The organism is Tardiphaga robiniae (assembly GCF_013359755.1).
Classification (GTDB): Bacteria; Pseudomonadota; Alphaproteobacteria; order Rhizobiales; family Xanthobacteraceae; genus Tardiphaga; species Tardiphaga robiniae.
In genome coordinates, this window is sequence record NZ_JABMCJ010000083.1 from 203,936 (window position 1) to 223,099 (window position 19,164).

General features: G+C 61.6%; 17 protein-coding genes and 2 pseudogenes. 8 read left to right on the forward strand and 11 right to left on the reverse strand.

Annotated elements, in window-relative coordinates:
* Positions 1–21: 21 nt before the first annotated feature.
* A complete protein-coding gene (locus HP556_RS14080; RefSeq protein ID WP_175367419.1) occupies positions 22–417 on the reverse strand; it encodes a carboxymuconolactone decarboxylase family protein in 396 nt (131 codons plus the stop codon).
* A 36-nt stretch (positions 418–453) separates the two neighbouring features.
* Positions 454–1,422 carry a Bug family tripartite tricarboxylate transporter substrate binding protein gene (locus tag HP556_RS14085; RefSeq protein ID WP_175367420.1) on the reverse strand — a complete coding sequence of 323 codons (969 nt, stop codon included), beginning with the start codon at positions 1,420–1,422 and terminating at the stop codon, positions 454–456.
* Positions 1,423–1,558: 136 nt separating this feature from the next.
* Here HP556_RS14085 and HP556_RS14090 point away from each other — a divergent pair, with 136 nt between their 5' ends.
* Both HP556_RS14090 and HP556_RS14095 read left to right on the forward strand, forming a co-directional pair.
* Positions 1,559–2,467: an amidohydrolase family protein gene (locus HP556_RS14090; protein WP_175367421.1), complete on the forward strand. Its 909-nt coding sequence runs from the start codon at positions 1,559–1,561 to the stop codon at positions 2,465–2,467.
* Positions 2,464–3,150, forward strand: a complete 687-nt coding sequence (locus HP556_RS14095) for a GntR family transcriptional regulator (RefSeq protein WP_120290919.1) — start codon at positions 2,464–2,466, stop codon at positions 3,148–3,150. The genes HP556_RS14090 and HP556_RS14095 overlap by 4 nt, the downstream gene beginning before the upstream one ends.
* 41 nt (positions 3,151–3,191) lie before the next feature.
* Here HP556_RS14095 and HP556_RS14100 read toward each other — a convergent pair.
* A pseudogene (locus HP556_RS14100) lies at positions 3,192–3,697 on the reverse strand (IS630 family transposase); the annotation flags it as partial.
* A gap of 147 nt (positions 3,698–3,844) precedes the next feature.
* Here HP556_RS14100 and HP556_RS14105 point away from each other — a divergent pair.
* The 3 genes from HP556_RS14105 to HP556_RS14115 all read left to right on the forward strand — a co-directional run bounded on the left by HP556_RS14105 (position 3,845) and on the right by HP556_RS14115 (position 7,632).
* Positions 3,845–4,507 carry a response regulator gene (locus HP556_RS14105; protein ID WP_175367422.1) on the forward strand — a complete coding sequence of 221 codons (663 nt, stop codon included), beginning with the start codon at positions 3,845–3,847 and terminating at the stop codon, positions 4,505–4,507.
* Positions 4,508–4,564: 57 nt separating this feature from the next.
* Positions 4,565–6,334, forward strand: coding sequence for a hybrid sensor histidine kinase/response regulator (locus tag HP556_RS14110; RefSeq protein ID WP_175367423.1), 1,770 nt, complete (start codon positions 4,565–4,567; stop codon positions 6,332–6,334).
* A gap of 566 nt (positions 6,335–6,900) precedes the next feature.
* Positions 6,901–7,632 carry a sulfite exporter TauE/SafE family protein gene (locus tag HP556_RS14115; RefSeq protein ID WP_175367424.1) on the forward strand — a complete coding sequence of 244 codons (732 nt, stop codon included), beginning with the start codon at positions 6,901–6,903 and terminating at the stop codon, positions 7,630–7,632.
* 42 nt (positions 7,633–7,674) lie between these two features.
* Here HP556_RS14115 and HP556_RS14120 read toward each other — a convergent pair whose 3' ends face one another.
* The 4 genes from HP556_RS14120 to ccmI are packed head-to-tail and all read right to left on the reverse strand — an operon-like array spanning position 7,675 to position 11,790.
* Positions 7,675–8,172: a cytochrome c-type biogenesis protein CcmH gene (locus HP556_RS14120; RefSeq protein ID WP_175367425.1), complete on the reverse strand. Its 498-nt coding sequence runs from the start codon at positions 8,170–8,172 to the stop codon at positions 7,675–7,677.
* A gap of 4 nt (positions 8,173–8,176) precedes the next feature.
* Complete coding sequence (locus tag HP556_RS14125) at positions 8,177–10,159, reverse strand: heme lyase CcmF/NrfE family subunit (RefSeq protein ID WP_175367426.1); 1,983 nt, start codon at positions 10,157–10,159, stop codon at positions 8,177–8,179.
* Positions 10,156–10,665 (reverse strand): cytochrome c maturation protein CcmE, encoded by a 510-nt coding sequence (gene ccmE / locus HP556_RS14130; RefSeq protein ID WP_089267088.1) that lies wholly within the window; start codon positions 10,663–10,665, stop codon positions 10,156–10,158. The genes HP556_RS14125 and ccmE overlap by 4 nt, the downstream gene beginning before the upstream one ends.
* Before the next feature lie 6 nt (positions 10,666–10,671).
* Positions 10,672–11,790 (reverse strand): c-type cytochrome biogenesis protein CcmI, encoded by a 1,119-nt coding sequence (ccmI, locus tag HP556_RS14135; protein WP_175367427.1) that lies wholly within the window; start codon positions 11,788–11,790, stop codon positions 10,672–10,674.
* A gap of 374 nt (positions 11,791–12,164) precedes the next feature.
* On the opposite strand from ccmI, the gene HP556_RS14140 reads away from it, so the two are divergent.
* Positions 12,165–12,782, forward strand: a complete 618-nt coding sequence (locus HP556_RS14140) for a glutathione S-transferase family protein (protein ID WP_175367428.1) — start codon at positions 12,165–12,167, stop codon at positions 12,780–12,782.
* A 59-nt stretch (positions 12,783–12,841) separates the two neighbouring features.
* The gene (locus tag HP556_RS14145) at positions 12,842–14,917 is read left to right on the forward strand and encodes a 2Fe-2S iron-sulfur cluster-binding protein (protein ID WP_175367429.1); all 2,076 of its coding nucleotides are present in this window, start codon (positions 12,842–12,844) and stop codon (positions 14,915–14,917) included.
* A gap of 60 nt (positions 14,918–14,977) precedes the next feature.
* Here the strand turns inward: HP556_RS14145 and HP556_RS14150 are convergent, their stop codons facing one another.
* On the reverse strand, positions 14,978–16,357 hold the full coding sequence (locus HP556_RS14150) for a hypothetical protein (RefSeq protein WP_175367430.1): 1,380 nt from the start codon (positions 16,355–16,357) through the stop codon (positions 14,978–14,980).
* A 99-nt stretch (positions 16,358–16,456) separates the two neighbouring features.
* Positions 16,457–16,927 (reverse strand): RT0821/Lpp0805 family surface protein, encoded by a 471-nt coding sequence (locus HP556_RS14155; protein ID WP_175367431.1) that lies wholly within the window; start codon positions 16,925–16,927, stop codon positions 16,457–16,459.
* Between the two features lie 372 nt (positions 16,928–17,299).
* On the opposite strand from HP556_RS14155, the pseudogene HP556_RS14160 reads away from it, so the two are divergent.
* Positions 17,300–17,564, forward strand: a pseudogene (locus HP556_RS14160) (transposase); the annotation flags it as partial.
* A gap of 12 nt (positions 17,565–17,576) precedes the next feature.
* Here the strand turns inward: HP556_RS14160 and HP556_RS14165 are convergent.
* Both HP556_RS14165 and HP556_RS14170 read right to left on the reverse strand, forming a co-directional pair.
* The gene (locus HP556_RS14165; RefSeq protein WP_175367433.1) at positions 17,577–18,347 is read right to left on the reverse strand and encodes a carbon-nitrogen hydrolase family protein; all 771 of its coding nucleotides are present in this window, start codon (positions 18,345–18,347) and stop codon (positions 17,577–17,579) included.
* Between the two features lie 76 nt (positions 18,348–18,423).
* Positions 18,424–18,966 carry a helix-turn-helix transcriptional regulator gene (locus HP556_RS14170; protein WP_175367434.1) on the reverse strand — a complete coding sequence of 181 codons (543 nt, stop codon included), beginning with the start codon at positions 18,964–18,966 and terminating at the stop codon, positions 18,424–18,426.
* Positions 18,967–19,164 lie beyond the last annotated feature (198 nt).

The following is a 19,164-nucleotide window of genomic DNA, read 5'->3' on the forward strand; positions in this document are numbered from 1 at the left end:
TCGGCAGATGCAGCGGCGGTATCAGCCGCCGGTCTTTTGAGCCGTCTCCGGGAACAGACCGGCCAGGATTTCGCCGGCCATGTTGAAGGCTGCAACGCCGCGGAACAGTGCAGCGATTCCGGCACTTGCGTGCAGCTCCTCAAGCGTGGCCCCGGCCTTGATCGCAGCCTTTGCGTGATTGGCAGCAGCTTCGGACGTCTGGACCAGCAGGATTGCGAACGACATCAATTGCACGGTCTTCTGGTCCAGTGCTGTCGGCGTCAACGCCGCAATCCGCCAGTCCTCCAGCGCCGTGACCAGAGCGGGATCGACGCGCATGCCCAGTTCCAGCCGCTTGGCGATCTTCGGCGGCGTGAAGCCAATCATGGTCTCGTAGCGGGACTTCAGCTCGTCGAGCTCTGCAATTTTCTTCGTCATATGATTCCCGTTTTCAAATCGATTACCGCCGACGTCCTACTCGACCTTGGCACCCGCTGTCTTGACCACCTGGCCCCATTTTTCCGACTCGGCGCGCAGAAACGCAGCGAATGCGTCGCCGGATAACGTGCCGGGCTCGGCGCCGACATCGGCGAGACGTTTCGCCATGTCGGGGTCCTTCAGCACCTTGGTCACTCCGTCGATCAGCATCTTCGTCACATCCGGCGGCATCTTGGCCGGCGCGACGAGGCCAAACCATGACGACGCCTCGAAATTCGCGACACCCGCCTCCGCCATGGTCGGCAGCTCCGGGAACAGAGGCGAGCGCGCTGCGCCGGCCACGGCAATCGCGCGGATCGTGCCGCCCTGAACCTGCGGACGAATGGCCGGCATGTTGTCGAACATCATCGGGATCTGACCGGCGATCAGGTCATTCATCGCCGGCGCCGCGCCGCGATACGGCACATGCACGATATCGATGCCGGCGCGTGCCTTCAGCAGCTCTCCCGCCAGATGATTGGTTGATCCCAAGCCGGACGAGCCGAAATTGAGTTTGCCCGGCGACGCCTTGGCGAGCGCGATCAGCTCAGCCACCGTCGTCGCCTTCACGCCGGGATTGACCGCCAACACGATCGGAACCGATGCGATCAACGCCACCGGCGTGAAATCCTGCGCGGGATTGAAGGGGAGTTGCGCGTAGAGCGACTGATTGACCGCGAGCGGTCCGGGCGCCGTCAGCAGCAACGTATAGCCATCGGCGGGCGAGCGCACGACGGCATCCGCGCCAATGTTGCCGCCGCCGCCGGCACGGTTGTCGATCACCACCGACTGTCCCCAGAGCTCCTGCAGCTTGGTGCCAAGCAAGCGGGCAACGACGTCGTTCGATCCGCCGGCGGGAAACGGCACCACGATCTTGATGCCGCGTTCGGGAAACCCTGCATGGGCAACCTGGCTGACCAGCGAAACCATGACCAGAGCCACCAGTGCAGAAACCACGTGCCGCATGCGAACCTCCAAATAATCGATTTTTCTTGCTTCGTCGATTTTATGTTGGCACTACTTAAGGCTGTCGTCAAATCGGCTGATTGCCACCGTTTATTTTCAGCGAACAAAGATCGCTTATTTGAAGGGAGTTGCCACGATGAGTGCGCATACGCCTGGCGCCCCACCGAAGCCCTGCCCCGGCCCCGATCGCCATCCGAAGCGTCCGGCATTCGTGATGCCGCGTGGTGCCTGCGATACCCATGTCCACGTCTTCGGTCCGCAGGCCGAATTTCCGTTCAGCGAACAGCGCAGCTACACGCCCGAAGACTGCACCTATGACGACCTGATGCAGCTCCACGAAACGCTCGGGATCAACCGCGCCGTCATCGTGCATGGCGGTGCTCACGGCACCGACAATCGTGCGACCCTTGCGGCCCTCGACCTCAATCCGAAACGACTGCGCGGGGTGGCGGTGATCCCGTCGGGCCTGCCGCAGCAGGAGCTCGAAGACATGCACCTCCGCGGCATGCGGGGCTGCCGCATGTCCACCGTCGTCAGCGGCGGCGCATCCTTTGCGCATCTGGCGGGCCTCGCGGACGAGACCTTCGATCTCGGCTGGCATCTCGTGCTGCATTTCAACAAAGCGAGCGAACTGGTCGATGTCGCGCCTCAACTGATGCAGGTCCGCAGTCCGTTCGTGCTGGATCACCTCGCCCGGATCAGCGCCGCGGAAGGCGTCGATTCCGAACCGTTCCAAACCTTGCTGCGATTGCTCGACACCGACCGCTGCTGGATCAAGCTCGCCAGCCTGTATCGCCTCTCTGCAGAGCCCTATCCGCATCGCGACATGCTGCCGATGATCGCGTGCGTGGTCGAAGCGCGTCCCGACCGCATCCTCTGGGGCAGTAACTGGCCACATCCGATCTGCCCGGTCGCGATGCCGAACGATGGCGACCTCGTCGATCTCATCCCGCTCTGGCTGCCGGATCCCAAAGCGCAGCAATTGGCACTGGTGGATAATCCGGCTTCGCTTTACGGCTTCGAGAGCATCGGACAGGCATCATGAGCACCGCACACACCACTACGGCCGGCGCGATCCCGACCACATTGTCCACCACGCTCGTCGCCCGCTTGCGGGACTCCATCATGCGCGGCGACCTACTGCCGGGCAGCAAACTCAATCTTGATCGCCTGCGCACCGCCTTCGGCGTCAGCCTCAGCCCGCTGCGCGAAGCGCTGTGTCGTCTGGAGAACGACGGACTCGTCGCGCTGATCGACCAGCGCGGCTATCGCGTCACGCCGGTCTCGGCGAGCAATCTCGCCGAAATCATCCGGCTACGCGTCGAACTCGAAGGCCTCGCCGTCAAGGAAGCCATCGAACACGGCGATGTCGCCTGGGAAGGACGCGTGCTCGGCTCGCTGCATCAGCTCAGCCGCTGCAAGCGCGGCTCACGCTCAGCCGCCGAGCAGGAAGCCTGGGAGATTGCGCATCGCGCCTTCCACGCCGAACTGATCTCGGCGTGCCAGATGCCGTTGCTGCGGCAGTTCTGTGCGACGCTGCACGACCAGAGCGATCGCTATCGTCGCATCTTCCTGAAGAAGCATCAGCCGGATCGCGATGTGCCTGCAGAACACACGGCCATGGCCCATGCGATGATCGAGCGGCGCACGCGCGATGCAACACGGATCCTGCGCGAGCATATCGAACGCACGGGTCGGAATATCCAGGCGGTGTTGCCCGCCGAATAGACGCCGGCCGCGGCAACAGCTGCACTAGTGGATTGACGCTTCCCCCGTTTGATAGGGACGAGGACGAGTTCGGGATTGGCCGTCCAAACAAAGGGCTTTGGATCGGCGTTGGTTTCGGTAACGAAGCGATCGATGACGGCTTTGAGATCATCCACGGATCGGAACACGCCGCGTTTGAGGCGACGTCTCGCAAGCTTTGCGAAGAAGCCTTCGACAGCGTTGAGCCATGATGCCGAGGTTGGTGTGAAGTGGAACGTCCAGCGGGATGCCGGGCCAACCATTCTTGCACCTTGGGATGTTTGTGGTTGGCGTAGTTGTCGATGATGGCGTGGATCGCCTTCGTGCCGGCACCTGGCCCTCGATGGTGTTGAGGAAGCGGATGAACTTCTGGTGACGCTGGGGCTGCATAATGCGGCCGATAACGGTGCCGTCGAGGATATTCAGGGCCGCAAACAGAGTGGTCGTGCCGTTCGTAGTCGTGGGTCATCGTCCCGACGCGGCCCTTCTTCATCGGCAAGCCGGGTTGAGTGCGGTCGAGCGCCTGGATTCAATGAGTCCTGAGCCTCAGCGGCCATATGTAAAAATACGGCAACTCGCGTATTTTGTATTAAGATCATCAGGCAAATGAATGCATGGATTCCAATCTTTGATTGGATCTGACTTATATCCTAGCGCCGTTGTAGCGGGGCGATGCATGAGCGGACTGCTGAGGACGATCATTGCCGACGATCATGCCTTCATTCGGCAAGGTCTGAAACAGCTTCTGTCGACCGTGGACAGGCTTACGGTCAGTGGAGAAGCGGCGGACGGTGAAGCCGTTCACCGGCTGCTGAACGAAAGCTCCGCCGATCTTCTCATACTCGATCTCGGCATGCCGGGTGTGAACGGGTTTCAATTCATAGCCAACCTGAGAACCGAATGGCCGGAGCTGCGAGTTCTTGTCGTGACCGCCAATGTTGAGCCACGTTCCGTTCGGGCAGCTTTTTCTGCAGGCGCGAATGGCTATTTGACCAAGAGCGGCGATCCATCCGAACTCATCGCTGCAATCGATGCCATCAGAAAAGGCAACGCCTATGTGGCGGAGGAGGTTCGTTTTGCGGTGGACCAGCATGACGGCCCGAACGTCTCCCCCGAGCCCACGGCTGCGATCATATCTCCGGTCACGCTTACACGGCGAGAGCGGCAAATCCTGGGGATGATCCCTCACGGTGCCACCAGCCGCGACATCGCCAACCGGCTCGGCATTAGCCCGCTGACCGCCCGGAAACATCGCGAGAATCTGATGCGGAAGCTTGATCTGCACAGCGGTGCTGAATTGACAGCCTACGCAATTCGTCTCGGCCTTCCAGCGGGCTAGCGCAACGGCAACTCGCGAACGAAGCCGCCGCACCTACCGGCGCGCGAAGAGGTTTCGATGCAAGAAGACAAGATACGCGAGGCGCTCGTCGAGCTTTTGTATCGCAATTCCTACGGGGTGGTGGTCGCCAACATCCTCATCTCCCTGGCGGCAGCGTACGTACTGAGGAGCGTCGTATCGGCGAGCTGGTTGATCGGATGGCTCGGCGCATTGTATCTGCTCACTGCCATACGCGTTCTGGCGGCGCGCCGGTTCTTCAGCCGAGATAGAGAGCCGACGTCCGCGTTGCGATGGGCCTGGCTTGCGGCTGCGTTTTCCTGCGTGTCAGGCCTGCTATGGGGAATGCTCGGCTGGGTTGGGTTCCTTCCTGAGGCGCCCATTCCTTTTTCATTCACGGTCATTGTCTTGACCGGTCTGATCTGCGGCACAGTTCCGTCGCTCTCGGCCTTTCCGCCTGCTCTCGTCGGCTCGATCATCGCAACGGTGCTTCCGATCACCGTACGCTCGATTACCAATGGAGGTGACATCTCCGGCGCATATCTCTCCCTGCTTGCGGGGCTTGTGGCCATCAATCTCTATTACTGCCGCACAACGTACCACATGCTGCGTGAGACCATCAGGTTGCGCCTGGAAAATGTCGAACTGGTGAGCCACCTGCAGGAAGAACGCGACCGCGCGCAAGCGGCCGATCATGCGAAAACGCGTTTCCTTGCGGCCGCCAGTCATGACCTGCGCCAGCCGATCCATGCCTTGAGTCTACTGATCGCCACGCTCGCGGCGCTGGGTCACCGCGGCGCTGTCGCATCCGGCGATGCTCGCGATCTGGCCGGCAAGGCAAAATCCATTGTCGGCAATCTCAGCGCCCTCCTGAATGGACTGCTCGACATCTCCCGGCTCGATGCCGGCGTCGTCACTGTTGCGAAGGAGACGGTGAATTTGTCCCAACTTTTCAATCAACTCGGCAACGAATTCGCGCCCGTGGCGAAGGATCGCGGCCTTGATTGGCGTGTTGTTGAAAGCCGTCTGCTGGTGGACAGCGATCCCATGATGCTGAAACGGGTTTTGGACAATCTGCTGTCGAACGCTTTTCGATACACGAGATCCGGCGGCGTTCTGCTCGGCTGCCGTAGGCGCGACGCTTCGGTGGAAATCCAGATATGGGATACCGGCCCCGGCATCCCCGCAGATCAGCAAGCAATGGTGTTCGAGGAATTCGTACAATTGCAGAACCCGGCGAGGGATCGCGCGCTTGGCCTCGGCCTTGGCCTCGCCATCGTTCGCCGCACCGCCGTACTGCTGCAACATCCGCTAAAGCTGGTCTCCGTCACCGGGCGCGGCTCGATGTTTTCCGTTACGGTTCCGATAGCCAGTGCGGTGGAAACTCCTTTGCCCGACAACAAGGCATCACCAGCCGGCATCGCCGTCGGCATCATGGTCGTGGAAGACGAGAGGGATGTTCTCGATATCATGGTCCAGTTGCTCACACTGCAGGGGCATCGCGTCTATGCCGGCCGATCTGCCGCCGAGGTGCAACAGATTCATGCAGAGGCGATCGAGGCCGGCGATGCACCGGTCGATCTGATCATTGCCGACTACCGCCTCGGAGATGGGGCTACGGGCCTGGACGTAATCGAGGCTCTTTGCGCCCATATCGGCCGCTCGGTCCCTGCCGTTATCGTGACCGGCGATACCTCGCCGTCGCGGATCAAGGAAGCCATCGCCAGCGGTCATCGTATTCTGCATAAGCCGATCACCGGCGAGGAATTGCACGAAGCAATCGTTGCAGCCTGTGTTGACGGCAAGGAATCGATCGATAGCGGTCGCTAAAATATGTAGCTGCCCACGGATTGGCGATCACCCGGCCACGGTTGAGATTATGTCTCGGCGCTGATCTCCCACGGCGGCGCCACCTGCGGCGGCGCAGGGCCTTTCGACATTAGCCTCCTTGCCGACGACGAAATACGACATCTGCCGTATCGCTCGCGCATGAACCCAGCGATATCGTTCACCCCAACTGGACGCGCTCGAACAGCAGCCGATCTTGAATTCGGCAGTTGGAAGCAGGAGCGCGCTTTCAAAGTGACAGTCGAATTTTCCAAACGCGTGCAAGAAGGAAATTTGGAGATGGCAGTTACCAAGAGCTCCCACATCCGTCGACCAACGCCTCCGTCTCCTCTCAAAGCGTGGGCCATCGCTGTCCTGGCTGGCTTCGGCATTTTGCACGTTGTCGGAGGATACATGCTGAACCACGTGTCGAGTATCCGACCGATCGAAACGGCAACAACGGCGATCCACGGCGACTAGATGGATTTGTTGTTGTCACTTGAGTGAGTTCGGACGCCCCGCGCTGTCCCGCTATTGAAGACGATCACCGTTCCAAAGGAAGCGATGCCATGTCAGATATAGCGGCTTATTTGACGCTAAGCGGGGCGGTCTTTGCGGGCGCGTTCGTTTCCGGCCTTTCCGGGTTTGCGTTCTCGGCGGTCGCCGGTGCTGTCCTGCTACACGTTTTTCCGCCTATGGAAGCTGTGCCATTGATGATGGCTTGCAGCATCACTGTACAAGCGGCCACTCTGTTTGCGCTACGCAAGAGCATGCAATGGAAAACCAGCCTCGTTTTCATCGCGGGTGGACTGCTGGGCATTCCGATCGCGATCTATCTCCTGCAGAATGTGGGTACTGGAACCTTCAGACTGGGTTTTGGAGCTCTCGTATCGCTTTACGCGACATATGCCTTGTTCCGGCCAACGCCTGCCTGCTCGCGTCAGATGGAGAGCCAGAGCAGAAACGCGCTGGTAGGGTTTGGTGGGGGACTGGTCGGCGGATTGACTGCGATGCCCGGCGCGCTTCCTGCGATCTGGTGCGACATCCATGGTCTCCCGAAAAATCAGCAGCGCGGTCTGGTTCAACCCTACATAGGGGTGATGCAGCTTTTCGCCCTTGCTCTCATGCTTTCGCACCACAGCCTTTCGTTAAAGGTCTTGATCAACTTTGGCATGTCTCTACCCGCCTTGGCTGCTGGAACGGCTTTAGGCATCGTCCTGTTCGGACGGGTCAACGAAGCAGCCTTCAAACGAATTATCCTGGGCTTGTTGCTGTTTTCGGGACTTTGCCTTGTGATCTAGATGCGAGCTCTCACTAGTCGGCTGCTGGCCGGGGTCGGCGAACTAAACCGGCTTGTCCTGCACCGTTTCCTTGGCAATCAGCCGCTCGATCCGCGCTTCTTCCTCAGCGGTGAGCTGCATCACGGCATCATCATCGCCTGCAGCCCTGCCCCGTCGCCGGTTGTGCCACCACAAGGCGAAGCCGCCGCCGATCAGCACCAGCGGCGTCAGCAGCCACAGCAGCAGCGTATGCAGGTTGAGGCGCGGCTTCAGCAACACGAATTCGCCATAGCGCGCCACCAGGAAATCCAGCACCTGCTTGTCGCTCTCGCCGGTGGCAATGCGCTCGCGCACCAAGAGGCGCAGGTCGCGCGCCAGCGGTGCATCGGAATCGTCGATGGACTGGTTCTGACAGACCATGCAGCGCAGCTCCTTCGACAGGTTGCGCGCGCGGCCTTCCTGGGCCGGGTCCTTCATGATCTCGTCGGGCTGCACCGCATGCGCGAGCGGCGCAGCGAGCAGGAACATGACGGCGATGAGGCTTGCGACAATGCGTGTCACACCATCACTCCGCCGGCTGCAGTGCGCGCGATGCCTTGGCCGGCTTCGGCGCGCCGACGCGTAGCCGCCGGTCGGACAGTGACAGCAGCCCGCCAAAAGCCATCAGCACCGGCCCCCACCAGATCATCAGCACCAGCGGCTTGTGATACATCCGCACGGCGACAGCGCCACCCGCGGCTTCCTCCCCGAGCGAGATATAGAGCTGGCTGGCGCCGCGCGACAGCAACGCGGCTTCCGTGGTGGAGGACTGCCGCGCCGCGAAGTTGCGCTTCGATGGCGTCATCTCGCCGATCTCGTCGCCACCGCGCGTCACCCTGAAGCGTGCGATGCTCTCACGGAAATTCGGCCCCTGCCGCTGCGTCACGTCCTTGAGCGTGAGCTCATAGCCGGCAAGCTTCGCCACATCGTTCGGCTGCATGGTGCCGATATATTCGGTATTCCAGGTGCTCTCGCAGACGATACCGATCAGCGCGACGCCGATGCCGGCATGAGCAAAGGCCGTGCCCCAGGCCGCGCGCGGCAATCCGCGCGCACGGCGGAACGCCGCACCGAACGGTAAACGAAACAGCATGGTGCGTTCGGCGATATCGACGATCGATCCGGAAATGACGAACACGCCGAGCCCGATCGCCAGCGGCGCCAGCGCCGCGCCGCCGGTCGTCCATGCCCAGACCAATGCCACCGCCAGTAGCGCGGCGATTCCGGCCGCCATCAGCCGCTGCGTCACGCCTCTGAGATCGCCGCGCTTCCACGCCAGCAGCGGCCCGAACGGCATCGCCAGCAGCAACGGCACGAACAGCGGGCCGAATGTGAGGTTGAAGAACGGCGCGCCGACAGAGATTTTCTCGCCGGTCAGCATTTCCAGCGCCAGTGGATACAGCGTGCCGATGAACACCGTGGCGCAGGCCGTGGTGAGGAACAGGTTGTTCAGCACCAGCGCGCCCTCGCGCGAGATCGGCGCGAACAGCCCGCCCTGCTTCAGCGATGATGCCCGCCACATATAGAGCGTCAGGCTACCGCCGATGAACACGCACAGGATCAGCAGGATGAACACGCCGCGCGTCGGGTCGGTTGCAAAGGCATGGACGGAGGTGAGCACGCCGGAGCGCACCAGGAAGGTGCCCAGCAGCGACAGCGAGAAGGTCAGAATCGCCAGCAGGATGGTCCAGACCTTCAGCGCATTGCGCTTCTCCATCACCACAGCGGAGTGCAACAGCGCCGTGCCGGACAGCCATGGCATCAGCGAGGCATTCTCGACGGGATCCCAGAACCACCAACCACCCCAGCCGAGTTCGTAATAGGCCCAGTAGGAGCCCATCGCGATTCCGAGCGTCAGAAAGATCCACGCCACCAGCGTCCATGGCCGCACCCAGCGCGCCCATGCGGCATCGATGCGGCCTTCAATCAATGCGGCGACGGCGAAGGAGAATGCGATGGAGAAGCCGACATAACCGAGATAGAGCATCGGCGGATGCACCGCGAGGCCGATATCCTGCAGCACCGGATTGAGATCGCGGCCCTCGAGCGGCGGCTGTGCCAGCCGCAGGAACGGATTCGAGGTCATCAGGATGAACAGATAGAACGCCGCGGCGATCCAGCCCTGCACCGCCAGCACATGCGCGCGCAGCGACAGCGGCAGATTATTGCCGAAGGCGGCGACGAGCCCGCCGAACAGTGCGAGGATCGACACCCACAGCAGCATCGAGCCTTCGTGGTTTCCCCACACGCCGGTGATCTTGTAGAGCAACGGTTTTGCGGAGTGCGAATTCTCGAACACATTGGCGACCGAGAAATCCGACGTGACGTAGAGCGTCGTCAGCGCGAGAAACGACAGCCCCGCGAACAGCAGCTGCGCCAGTGCCGTGGAGCGCGCGACATTCATCAATGCGGGATCGCGCAGGCGCGCACCGATGATCGGCACCGTCGACTGGATCAACGCCAGCGCCAGCGCTAGCACCAATGCATAGTGTCCCGCTTCGGCAATCACTGCAAAACACTCTGTTTTGCAGGGGTCACCACGGGCTTGGCGGCGCCCTGCGACATCACCGGCTTGCCGCCCTCGCCTTCCTGCCAGCGCCCCTGTTTCTTGAGCGCGTCAGCGACTTCCTTCGGCATGTAGTTCTCGTCATGCTTCGCCAGCACCGTATCGGCCTTGAACACGCCCGACGCATCCATCGCGCCTTCGGCGACAACGCCCTGCCCCTCGCGGAACAGATCCGGCAGGATGCCCTTGTAGTTCACCGGCAAGGTTGCGCCACCATCGGAGACCTTGAAGCTCACGGCGAGATTATCGCCGCGCACCAGCGAGCCCTGCTCCACCATGCCGCCGAGGCGAAAGCGCTTGCCAACGGGGATCTGCTTTTCGGCAACCATCTGCGGCGTCGAGAAGAACACGATGGAGTCGCGCAGCGCGTTCAGCACCAGCCCGGCCGCGATGGCGAGCACCACCAGCGCTCCACCTATCATCGTCAATCTTCGCTGCTTGCGCGTCATTGGAAGTCACCCATCCAGCCCGGAGTCCTTCAGGCCATCGTTCAGCTTGCGCAGCCGCTCGGCATCCGTGCCGACCGCCTCCCGTGCATCTGCCAGCGCGCTCTTTGCCTTGTCGCGCTCACCGAGCACCATATAGGCACGCACCAGCCGCAACCATCCCTCGACATCGCTGCCATCCTGCTTGAGCCGCGTGGCAAGCCGGTCGACCATGCCATGGATCATCGCATTGCGGTCGCCTGCATTCATGCCCTGTACCGACGCGATCGTGTCTTCCGACAGCGCCGGCAGGTTCGGGCCTGATTTCGGAGCGCTGCCGCCGACACGCGCCAGGGCCGCCGTGACCACCGGACGCCACGGCGCATCCGCAGGTCCCTTTGCCAGCATGTCGCGCCAGATCATCGCCGCGTCGCTGCCACGCCCGTCCTGCTCGGCCGCGAGGCCCAGGAAGTAGCGGGCCTTGACCTCACCGGCATCGAGCGCGACAGCGCGTTCGAATTCGGTCTTGGCATCCGCGGTGATGACACCATTGGCGGCCATCGCTATGGCCTCGCCGAGATCGGCGCGGCGCGCGGCTGTATCGCCGGCATAGGTGATCGCATTGCGGAACGCGCGCACCGCATCGTCGGTACGGCCGATCTTCGCCAGCACCGGCGCCAGCACGGTCCAGCCACGGCCGTCGGTCGGGTTTTTCTCGAGATGCTGCTCGACCTGTGCGACGAGATTGTCCAGCGGCTGGGTGGGACTGGGCGACTGGTTGCGCGCGGCGAGCGGAAAGTCCGGCATGGCAGGCGAGCCGAGCGGCAGATAGAAGCCGATGGCCAGCAGCGGCAGGCCGATCAGCGCCACCAGCGCCACCGCGCGGCGAAAGCCGGGACTGCTGCCCACGGACGCCGCGCCCTCCGCGTCGACCGCTGCCAGCAGACGACGGCTGATCTCGACACGTGCCGCTTCCGCCTCGGTCGGCCCGATCAGGCCGGCGGCGGTATCGCGGGTGATTTCAGCGAGCTGATCCCGGTAGACAGTGGCCTCGGTACCCCCGGCATCGGAGCGGGTCCGGCCAAGCGGCCACAACACGGCGAAAGTCGCCGCGGCGGTCATCAAGGCGAACACAAACCATAAGGCCATCAATGGGTTCCGGCGTAGTCTTGAGTCGATCTAAACGACGTCTTTGCCGGGTTACACCATGGCCATCGACGCCGCGCAATTGACTTTTATGCCATCGCGATGTCCAGCCGCTTGTTCTGGATCAAGAATTGCGGCGGCTACGAGCCCGCTTTCCGAGTAATGCCCCCTCCGCGACGTGGATGCCCTCCGGGAAGACCCATCAACGCGATTGATGAAACCGCTATCGGGCCTGCCGCGCGCCGACAAAGGCCGCGGTTATTTCATCCGGCGCAATGATGAAGTGCGCAGAGCGTGCATTCTCGCGCGCCGGATCATGAAGCAACTTGCATTCGCTGAACGGGAATGGACCCGACCACGAATTCAGGATCACAATCATGAAGCTCTATCACCATCCACTGTCCGGCCACTCTCATCGCGCGCATCTGTTCGCTTCGCTCCTTGGCCTGCCCCACGAACTCATCGAGGTTGACCTGAAGTCGGGCGCGCACAAGACGCCGGATTTCCTTGCGCTCAATCCGTTCGGTCAGGTGCCGGTCCTCGATGACAGTGGCACCATTGTCTCCGACTCGAACGCGATACTCGTTTATCTCGCCAAGACATCCGGCCGAACCGAGTGGCTGCCCGATGACGCGAAGGGAAGCGCGGCGATCCAGCGCTGGCTGTCTGTCGCTGCCGGCCAACTGGCCTATGGTCCTGCTGCTGCACGGCTGATCACCGTTTTCGGCAGGAACTTCAATCCGGAGGAAGTCATCGAGCGCGCGCACGCCTTGTTGGCACTGGTCGAAGCGCATCTCGCCGATCGCGACTGGCTTGTCGGCAATGGTCCGACCATCGCGGATGTGGCGCTCTACAGCTACATCGCAAGCGCGCCGGAAGGAAATGTCGATCTGTCCGGCTATCCCAAGGTGAACGCCTTCTTGCGCCGCATCGAAGCGCTTCCTGGTTTTGTGCCTTTCGCCAAGACCCCCGTCGGCCTCGCCGCTGCGGCTTAACTGCGTGTGTCGGGCGTATCCAGGCATACGCCCGACACCGCCGACGAGAGAGCGGACCGATGACCGATATTATGTTGCTATCAAAACTAGACATCTGGCACGCCGGCGAGAAGGCGATTCAGGAAAAGGTCGGCGTTTCGACTCACATGGATGAGCTCGGCAGGCGCATCGTGCGCGACTACATGCCGACGCAACACCGGGATTTCTACGCCCAGATTCCCTTTATCGCGCTCGGCAGCGTCGACGGCGCAGGTGACGCATGGGCCACATTTGTCACCGGCAAGCCCGGCTTCATCTCATCGCCAACAGCGCAATCGCTCGATATCGATGTCGTCAGGGAGCCAAGCGATCCCGCCAGCGAAGGGATGCACGAGGACGATGCAATTGGCCTGCTCGGCATCGAACTTCACACGGGCCGCCGGAATCGCGTCAACGGCATCATCGGGCCGTCGGACAATTACGCCATTCATTTTGATGTCGACCAAAGTTTCGGCAATTGCCCGCGCTACATCCAGCTCCGCGATTATGAGTTCGTCCGCGATCCACGCAAACTGTTTACGGGAAATATCGAAGAGAAAGCCGAAATCGACGCAACGGCACGCCGCATGATCGAAGCCGCCGACATGTTCTTTGTCGCGTCCTATGTCGAGCGAGAATCCCGTCGACAGGTCGACGTCTCGAGCCGCGGCGGCAATCCCGGTTTCGTTCGCGTTGCCGACGACGGTACGCTCACAATCCCGGATTTCGCAGGCAATCTCTTTTTCGCGACGCTGGGCAACATCCTCATCAACGGCAAAGCCGGACTCTTGTTTGTCGATTTCGAGACCGGCGACGTGCTGCAGATGACCGGTGACGCCCGGGTCATACTGGACTCCCCGGAGATCGCCGCCTTCCAGGGCGCCGAGCGCCTTTGGCAATTCAACGCGCGGCGTGTCGTTCTTCGGCGCGGTGCCCTGCCCCTGCGCTGGGCGTTCCGACCGGACGGATGGGCGCCGAGCACACTCATGACAGGCAGTTGGGAGCAGGCAGCCGGTCGTCTGCGGGCTGCAGAACTTGCGACCAAATGGCGGCCATTCAAGGTCATCAACATCGTCGATGAGAGCGCAACGGTCAGGTCGTTCCATCTGGAGCCGACCGACGGCGCCGGTCTCCTGCCTCATCGCGCCGGGCAGTATCTCCCGATCAGACTGCCGATTGACGGAGCGGAGAAGACCACCATCCGAACCTATACACTGTCGGTCGCGCCTTCGGATCACGTCTACCGCATCAGCGTCAAACGCGACGGACTGGTGTCACAGCGGCTACACGGCGGCATCAATATTGGCGACGTGATCGAAGCAAGGGCGCCCGCCGGTGAATTCACCATCGATGCCGCTGAGGCACGACCAGCGGTGCTTCTGGCGGGCGGCATCGGCATCACGCCGATGCTCGCGATGCTGCGGCATGTGATTTACGAAGGGCTGCGGACGCTCAAGACTCGACCAACCGTGCTTTTTCAGGCAGCCCGTTCGAAGAACGAGCGCCCCTTCGGCAACGAATTGGATGAACTTGCGGCGTCCGCTGGAGACGCAGTCCGGGTCATCCGAGTTCTCGGCGATATCACGGATGCCGAAGAAGGTCCCGACTACGACGCTGCGGGGCGTATCGACATAGCCCTGCTATCACGGTTCATGCCGGTTGGCGACTACGATTACTATCTCTGCGGACCGTCCGGATTCATGCAGTCGATCTATGACGGTCTTCGTGCACTGAACATCGCTGACAACCGTATCCACGCCGAAGCATTCGGCCCCACGTCACTGGTACGAACCGTCGACAGCCCGGCGACAGCGCCGGCGCGCCAGCCATCGTCGTCGACATCGGTGCATGTCGTGTTCACAGAGTCATTGAAGGAAGCGCGCTGGACGCCAGAGTCGGGATCGTTGCTCGACCTCGCGGAATCGCGCGGCCTGAGCCCCGATTTCAGTTGTCGGGAAGGACATTGCGGCACCTGCCGAACGAAGCTTCTGGCGGGAGCGGTGACCTACGTCAAAGAGCCAGCCGCTGCGGTGGCCGACAATGAAGTGCTGATCTGCTGCGCCGTTCCGGCCGCACATGACGGCAGCGAAACCAATCGCATTCAATTGGCGCTCTGATATCGGGATGGAGGCGATGCGGATGTCACATCGCCGACGAGCCATTTCGCATTGCCTGGCCTAGCCCGCCCGCTTCGGCTTGCGCTCGACCACGACCATGGCCTGTTCGGCGGCGCGGCTCATCAGCGAGGCATATTCCTGGCCGAACAACACCTGGCAGAAGCGGATAGCGGCCTTGGCCTGCATCTGCCGGTAGCTACGGACGCGGGCATCGCCGGCGCGCAGCGACTGCACCAGCGACTCCGTGGACTTCTCGACATATTGCTGCAGGTCGGAATAGGTCCGCAGCGTCACCTCGTTGATGGCGAGTTCGCTGGCATAGGTCCGGCACACCGCGACGAAATTGATCAGCGCCACGGTCTCCTCGACCTCGGCGAAATCGATCGTCGCCGTCGCGGCAATATCCTTGTCAGGGCGCTGGCGCAGCAGACGCCGCACCCTGCCCGGCACGCTCTCGATCTCCGACTGCAGCGTCGAGGAAATCTCCACCCGGATCGACGCCATCTGGCGGCCCCAGGTACTATCGTTGCGCATGTCGAGTTCGGTGCGCAGGCCACGCACGCCGTCATGGGCGACCTTGAGATGTTCGGGGGCGCTGTCGAACTTGCCGCGCCTGATATCGGAGCGCAGTTCGGCCGCGACGCGATTGAGATCGGACAGCGCCATGGTCACGGCGACACCATAGGGCGTTGCGGCCACGCGGATTTCATCGTCCGAGGCCGCGATCTTCACCGCCAGACGAATGATCTGCCATGGCGCCGCCAGCCGCTGCATCACCAGCGAGAGTGCGAAAGGCAGCACCTGCGGCGTGGTCAGCGTCGGCACGTTCAGCGCGCTATTCACCGAGGCGATCTGGCTATCGCCGAAGCTGCGCAGCACGCTCGGCAGCTTGCCCGCAAAGCCGTCGAGTTGCTCGCGCGCCTTCAGCACCGCGCCGATGGACGGCAGGTCCTCGACCGCATGGGTCGGCCCGATGCGGGCCGCGCCGCGATTGCCCGATGTGGCAGTGGTAATGGCGGCTGCTGCCGCCTGCTGGAATTTCTTGACCGCACGTTCGATGTCCGATGCGCCCGGCTCCGGCGACGCAGAGACGGCCGCCTCGAACTCGCGCACGGCGTCTGCGGCGTCGCGCTCCAGCCACTGCCAGATCGGCAGCAGCGAGGCGCGCCGGATCTGTCCGGGCCGGACATTGCCCACACCTTCGACAAGGAACGGCTCGAGCGATTTGAAGACGAGACGGGTGGGATCCTCGACGCGCGGGCGCACTGCATTCTCGTGGCCGCGAACCACGCCGCGCAGCAGGTCGAGCACGAAATTGGCGACCACGACGTCTTCGCCGCGCTCGATCGCGCGCTCATATTCGCGCATCAGCAGCATCTGCGACTGCTCGGGCAGTTGCGCCAAATACTCCCGCAAGCGATCGATCGAGGTTTTGTTCATGCAGCCTAGGAATCCGTGCTTTCCGGTCGATCTACAACCGAAAATCGCCACCGATTTTTGTAGCAGGCGCCCCGTTAAGAAGGCGTTGAGGAACCGGGATCAGGCCGCCGCCCAGGTGCCTTCGGGGCTGCGGCAGGCGGTACCGCGGGCGGTCTTGAGGTCACCATTGACGGTGACCGTGTGGGAAAAGCCGCGGCATTCCCGGCCCTTCTGGTTATAGGCCGGGCCAGCAACAATGTTGCCATAGCGTCCCGACGTGGCGTTGCGCCAAGGCACCGGAGCACCGGGTGCACCGCGGTCGAGGGCGGCGATCTGGGCCTCGTAGGCCAGCCGGCGGTCCTCGTCGTTGAGCTGGGCGCCGAGTTTGGCGCCGATCAGCCCGCCAAAGGCGGCATTGGTCACCGCGACTGCTGCGTTTTCCTCGGACAGGCCCACGGCCGACTTGGTGCTGCTATAGGCCCGGGCGATCGTATCGGAGCCGAGGCCCAACCCGCCGTCCGACGTCGTCACGTCGCAACCACCCAGCGTCAGCGCGACGGCGGCAACACAGAAGGCGTTGAACTTGACCATGGACCGCAGACCCCGAACGCAAACCGGAACACAGGAAACGTCAAAGACGTTACGAACGGGATAATTCGGGCGACAACGGGGCGCAAGGCGGGCGGGTTTCGGACCTGCTCGATCTCTTCAGAAACGGGGTGGGCTTGCATAGGCTGAGGAGGCCTGTCGCAAATCTATCGATAAAACTGGGCTGCCGGCCCACTGAGCCGAAGACCATATACGGCGCTCCAGCAGACGGGCGATTCTCAATAAGCGCATTCAAGGCGACACTCAGCGACGCTTATCCGTAGCTGAATTCCGGCCAATCCGGCTGCTGCCAGCTCCATCCCATGAGCTATCGCGGCCTTTCCCATAGCTCATACGATGGGTCAAAAATGAGTTATAGAAAGCGCGACTCCGCCTCATCCGGTAAGCACGACAGAAAAGAAGAAGCGAGCCAGGTTAAGGGAAGAACAGACTATCGATGTGTTGTGCGAGCACGAGGCGGGGGCGAAAGCCGCTGATCTCGCGCAGGCACGGCGTCTCCAAGGCGACACTGTACAATTGGAAAGGCAAATTCGGCAGAATGGATATCTCGGAGGCCACGCGGCTGCTGGAGGACGAAAACGCCAGGCTGAAGAAACTGCTGTCCGAACAGATGCTGGAACCGCTGCGCTGATCAAACAGGTCCCGTCACATAACAGGGGTAGCTCTTCTGCTTCTCTTTGACAGAAGCGATATCAAGCTCGATTACCACGAACGGGTTTTCCGGAGACGTCATGTCGATTAATTCTCCAGTAGGCGCGCACGCGAAACCTTTGCCTCCAAATATCGGCCCACTTGATCCTTGCCCAACGCGGTTCGAGCTTACGACATAACAGCCTGAAACAATCGAGGCCATCGCGCCTGCTGTGCGAAAAATATCCACGGTTCGACCCGTGGCTCTCGGTACAACGATCAACTCGGCGCCTTGTTTACGGTAATGGCGCGCGTGTTCGTTGAACATCACTTCCGTGCATAGCAGCACTCCTACGCATACACCGCAAACTACGACCGGCTCGAATTCGCGCGATTGGGTCGTGTACCAATTCGACTCATACCAGCCCAATTCCGCTGGAAAATATTGCTTTGTGTGGAGATGTCTTACTTCTCCACCTTCAAGACAGAAAGCTTCATTTGCAAGCCGCGCCCCCTCCCAAACAGGTCGAGAAGAAATGACCGCTGGGATATTTAGCCTTTCGAGTGCCGCTACGCCTGCCCGATGACACTCAATGCTATATTCGGCCAGTTTCGGATCGAAATCCGGGGTTGACGCAATCCAGGGACCGAAAGGCAACTCATTCGTTACCAATATATCGACTGTCGTCTTGGAAAGATCGTTTGCCAAACTAAGCCATTGCTCGCTATCGGCCATTAAGTTTTCTGGCCACTCAACAAATCCTACCCGCATTTGCCATCCTCATGATTTCGCCTCGGCGTTAGATGAGATGCGTGTCGATAGCGAGAGCAAAAGACGCGGATCTAGCCTATGCGACGCCGTCGAGCCTCTTTGCGTAGGCCGCCAAGCCATCGCGCAGTGCCTCCTGCAATCTCGGCGCGCGCGCGCGGATCGCCTCATTTGCGACACCGACAGCCTCCGCCTCCATCGCCTTCTCGCGCGACAGGTGATCGTGCTGGAACAGCCATGTCGCCACCGCTGACCAGTCATACAGTGAGGTCTTCGACGTCACGCGTGCAACTGGTGGCGGAAAATTGCCGACACGATTGCCGCTGGCATAGTTGGTGATCGCCGCGCGCGACAGCCCGGTTCGCATGGCAATATCCGAAAGGCTCACCAGCGGGTCGGGCTCGACGCGATCGACCTGCGCGCCCGCCTTCATGACATTCTCGACCGCCGAGCAGATGGCCGCATCTATCGATGTCGCTTCGCGGGCAAAATCAGCAATGATGCGGCCTTTCTGGAACGAAATTGTCGCATCGTCGCAACCCGCGTCGAAAAAGCGATCAGCGAAATCCTCCGCGTCCGGATCGAGACCGGATGCAATGATGCTGAACTCAAATTCTGTCATCACTGTCCTCCTGTTCTCGGTGCGGGCAACGATCGATCTCGCGTCTCAGCTGGCGCGCATGGTTCTGCGGATTTCGGGGTGTCGACCAGACGAATACCGCACACCCTTCGCGATCATGATGCGCACACAAGAGCTTCGCCCATGCATGCCCTTTGACCTTCACCCATGACCAGCCATTTTGCTCGGCATAAGCAACCG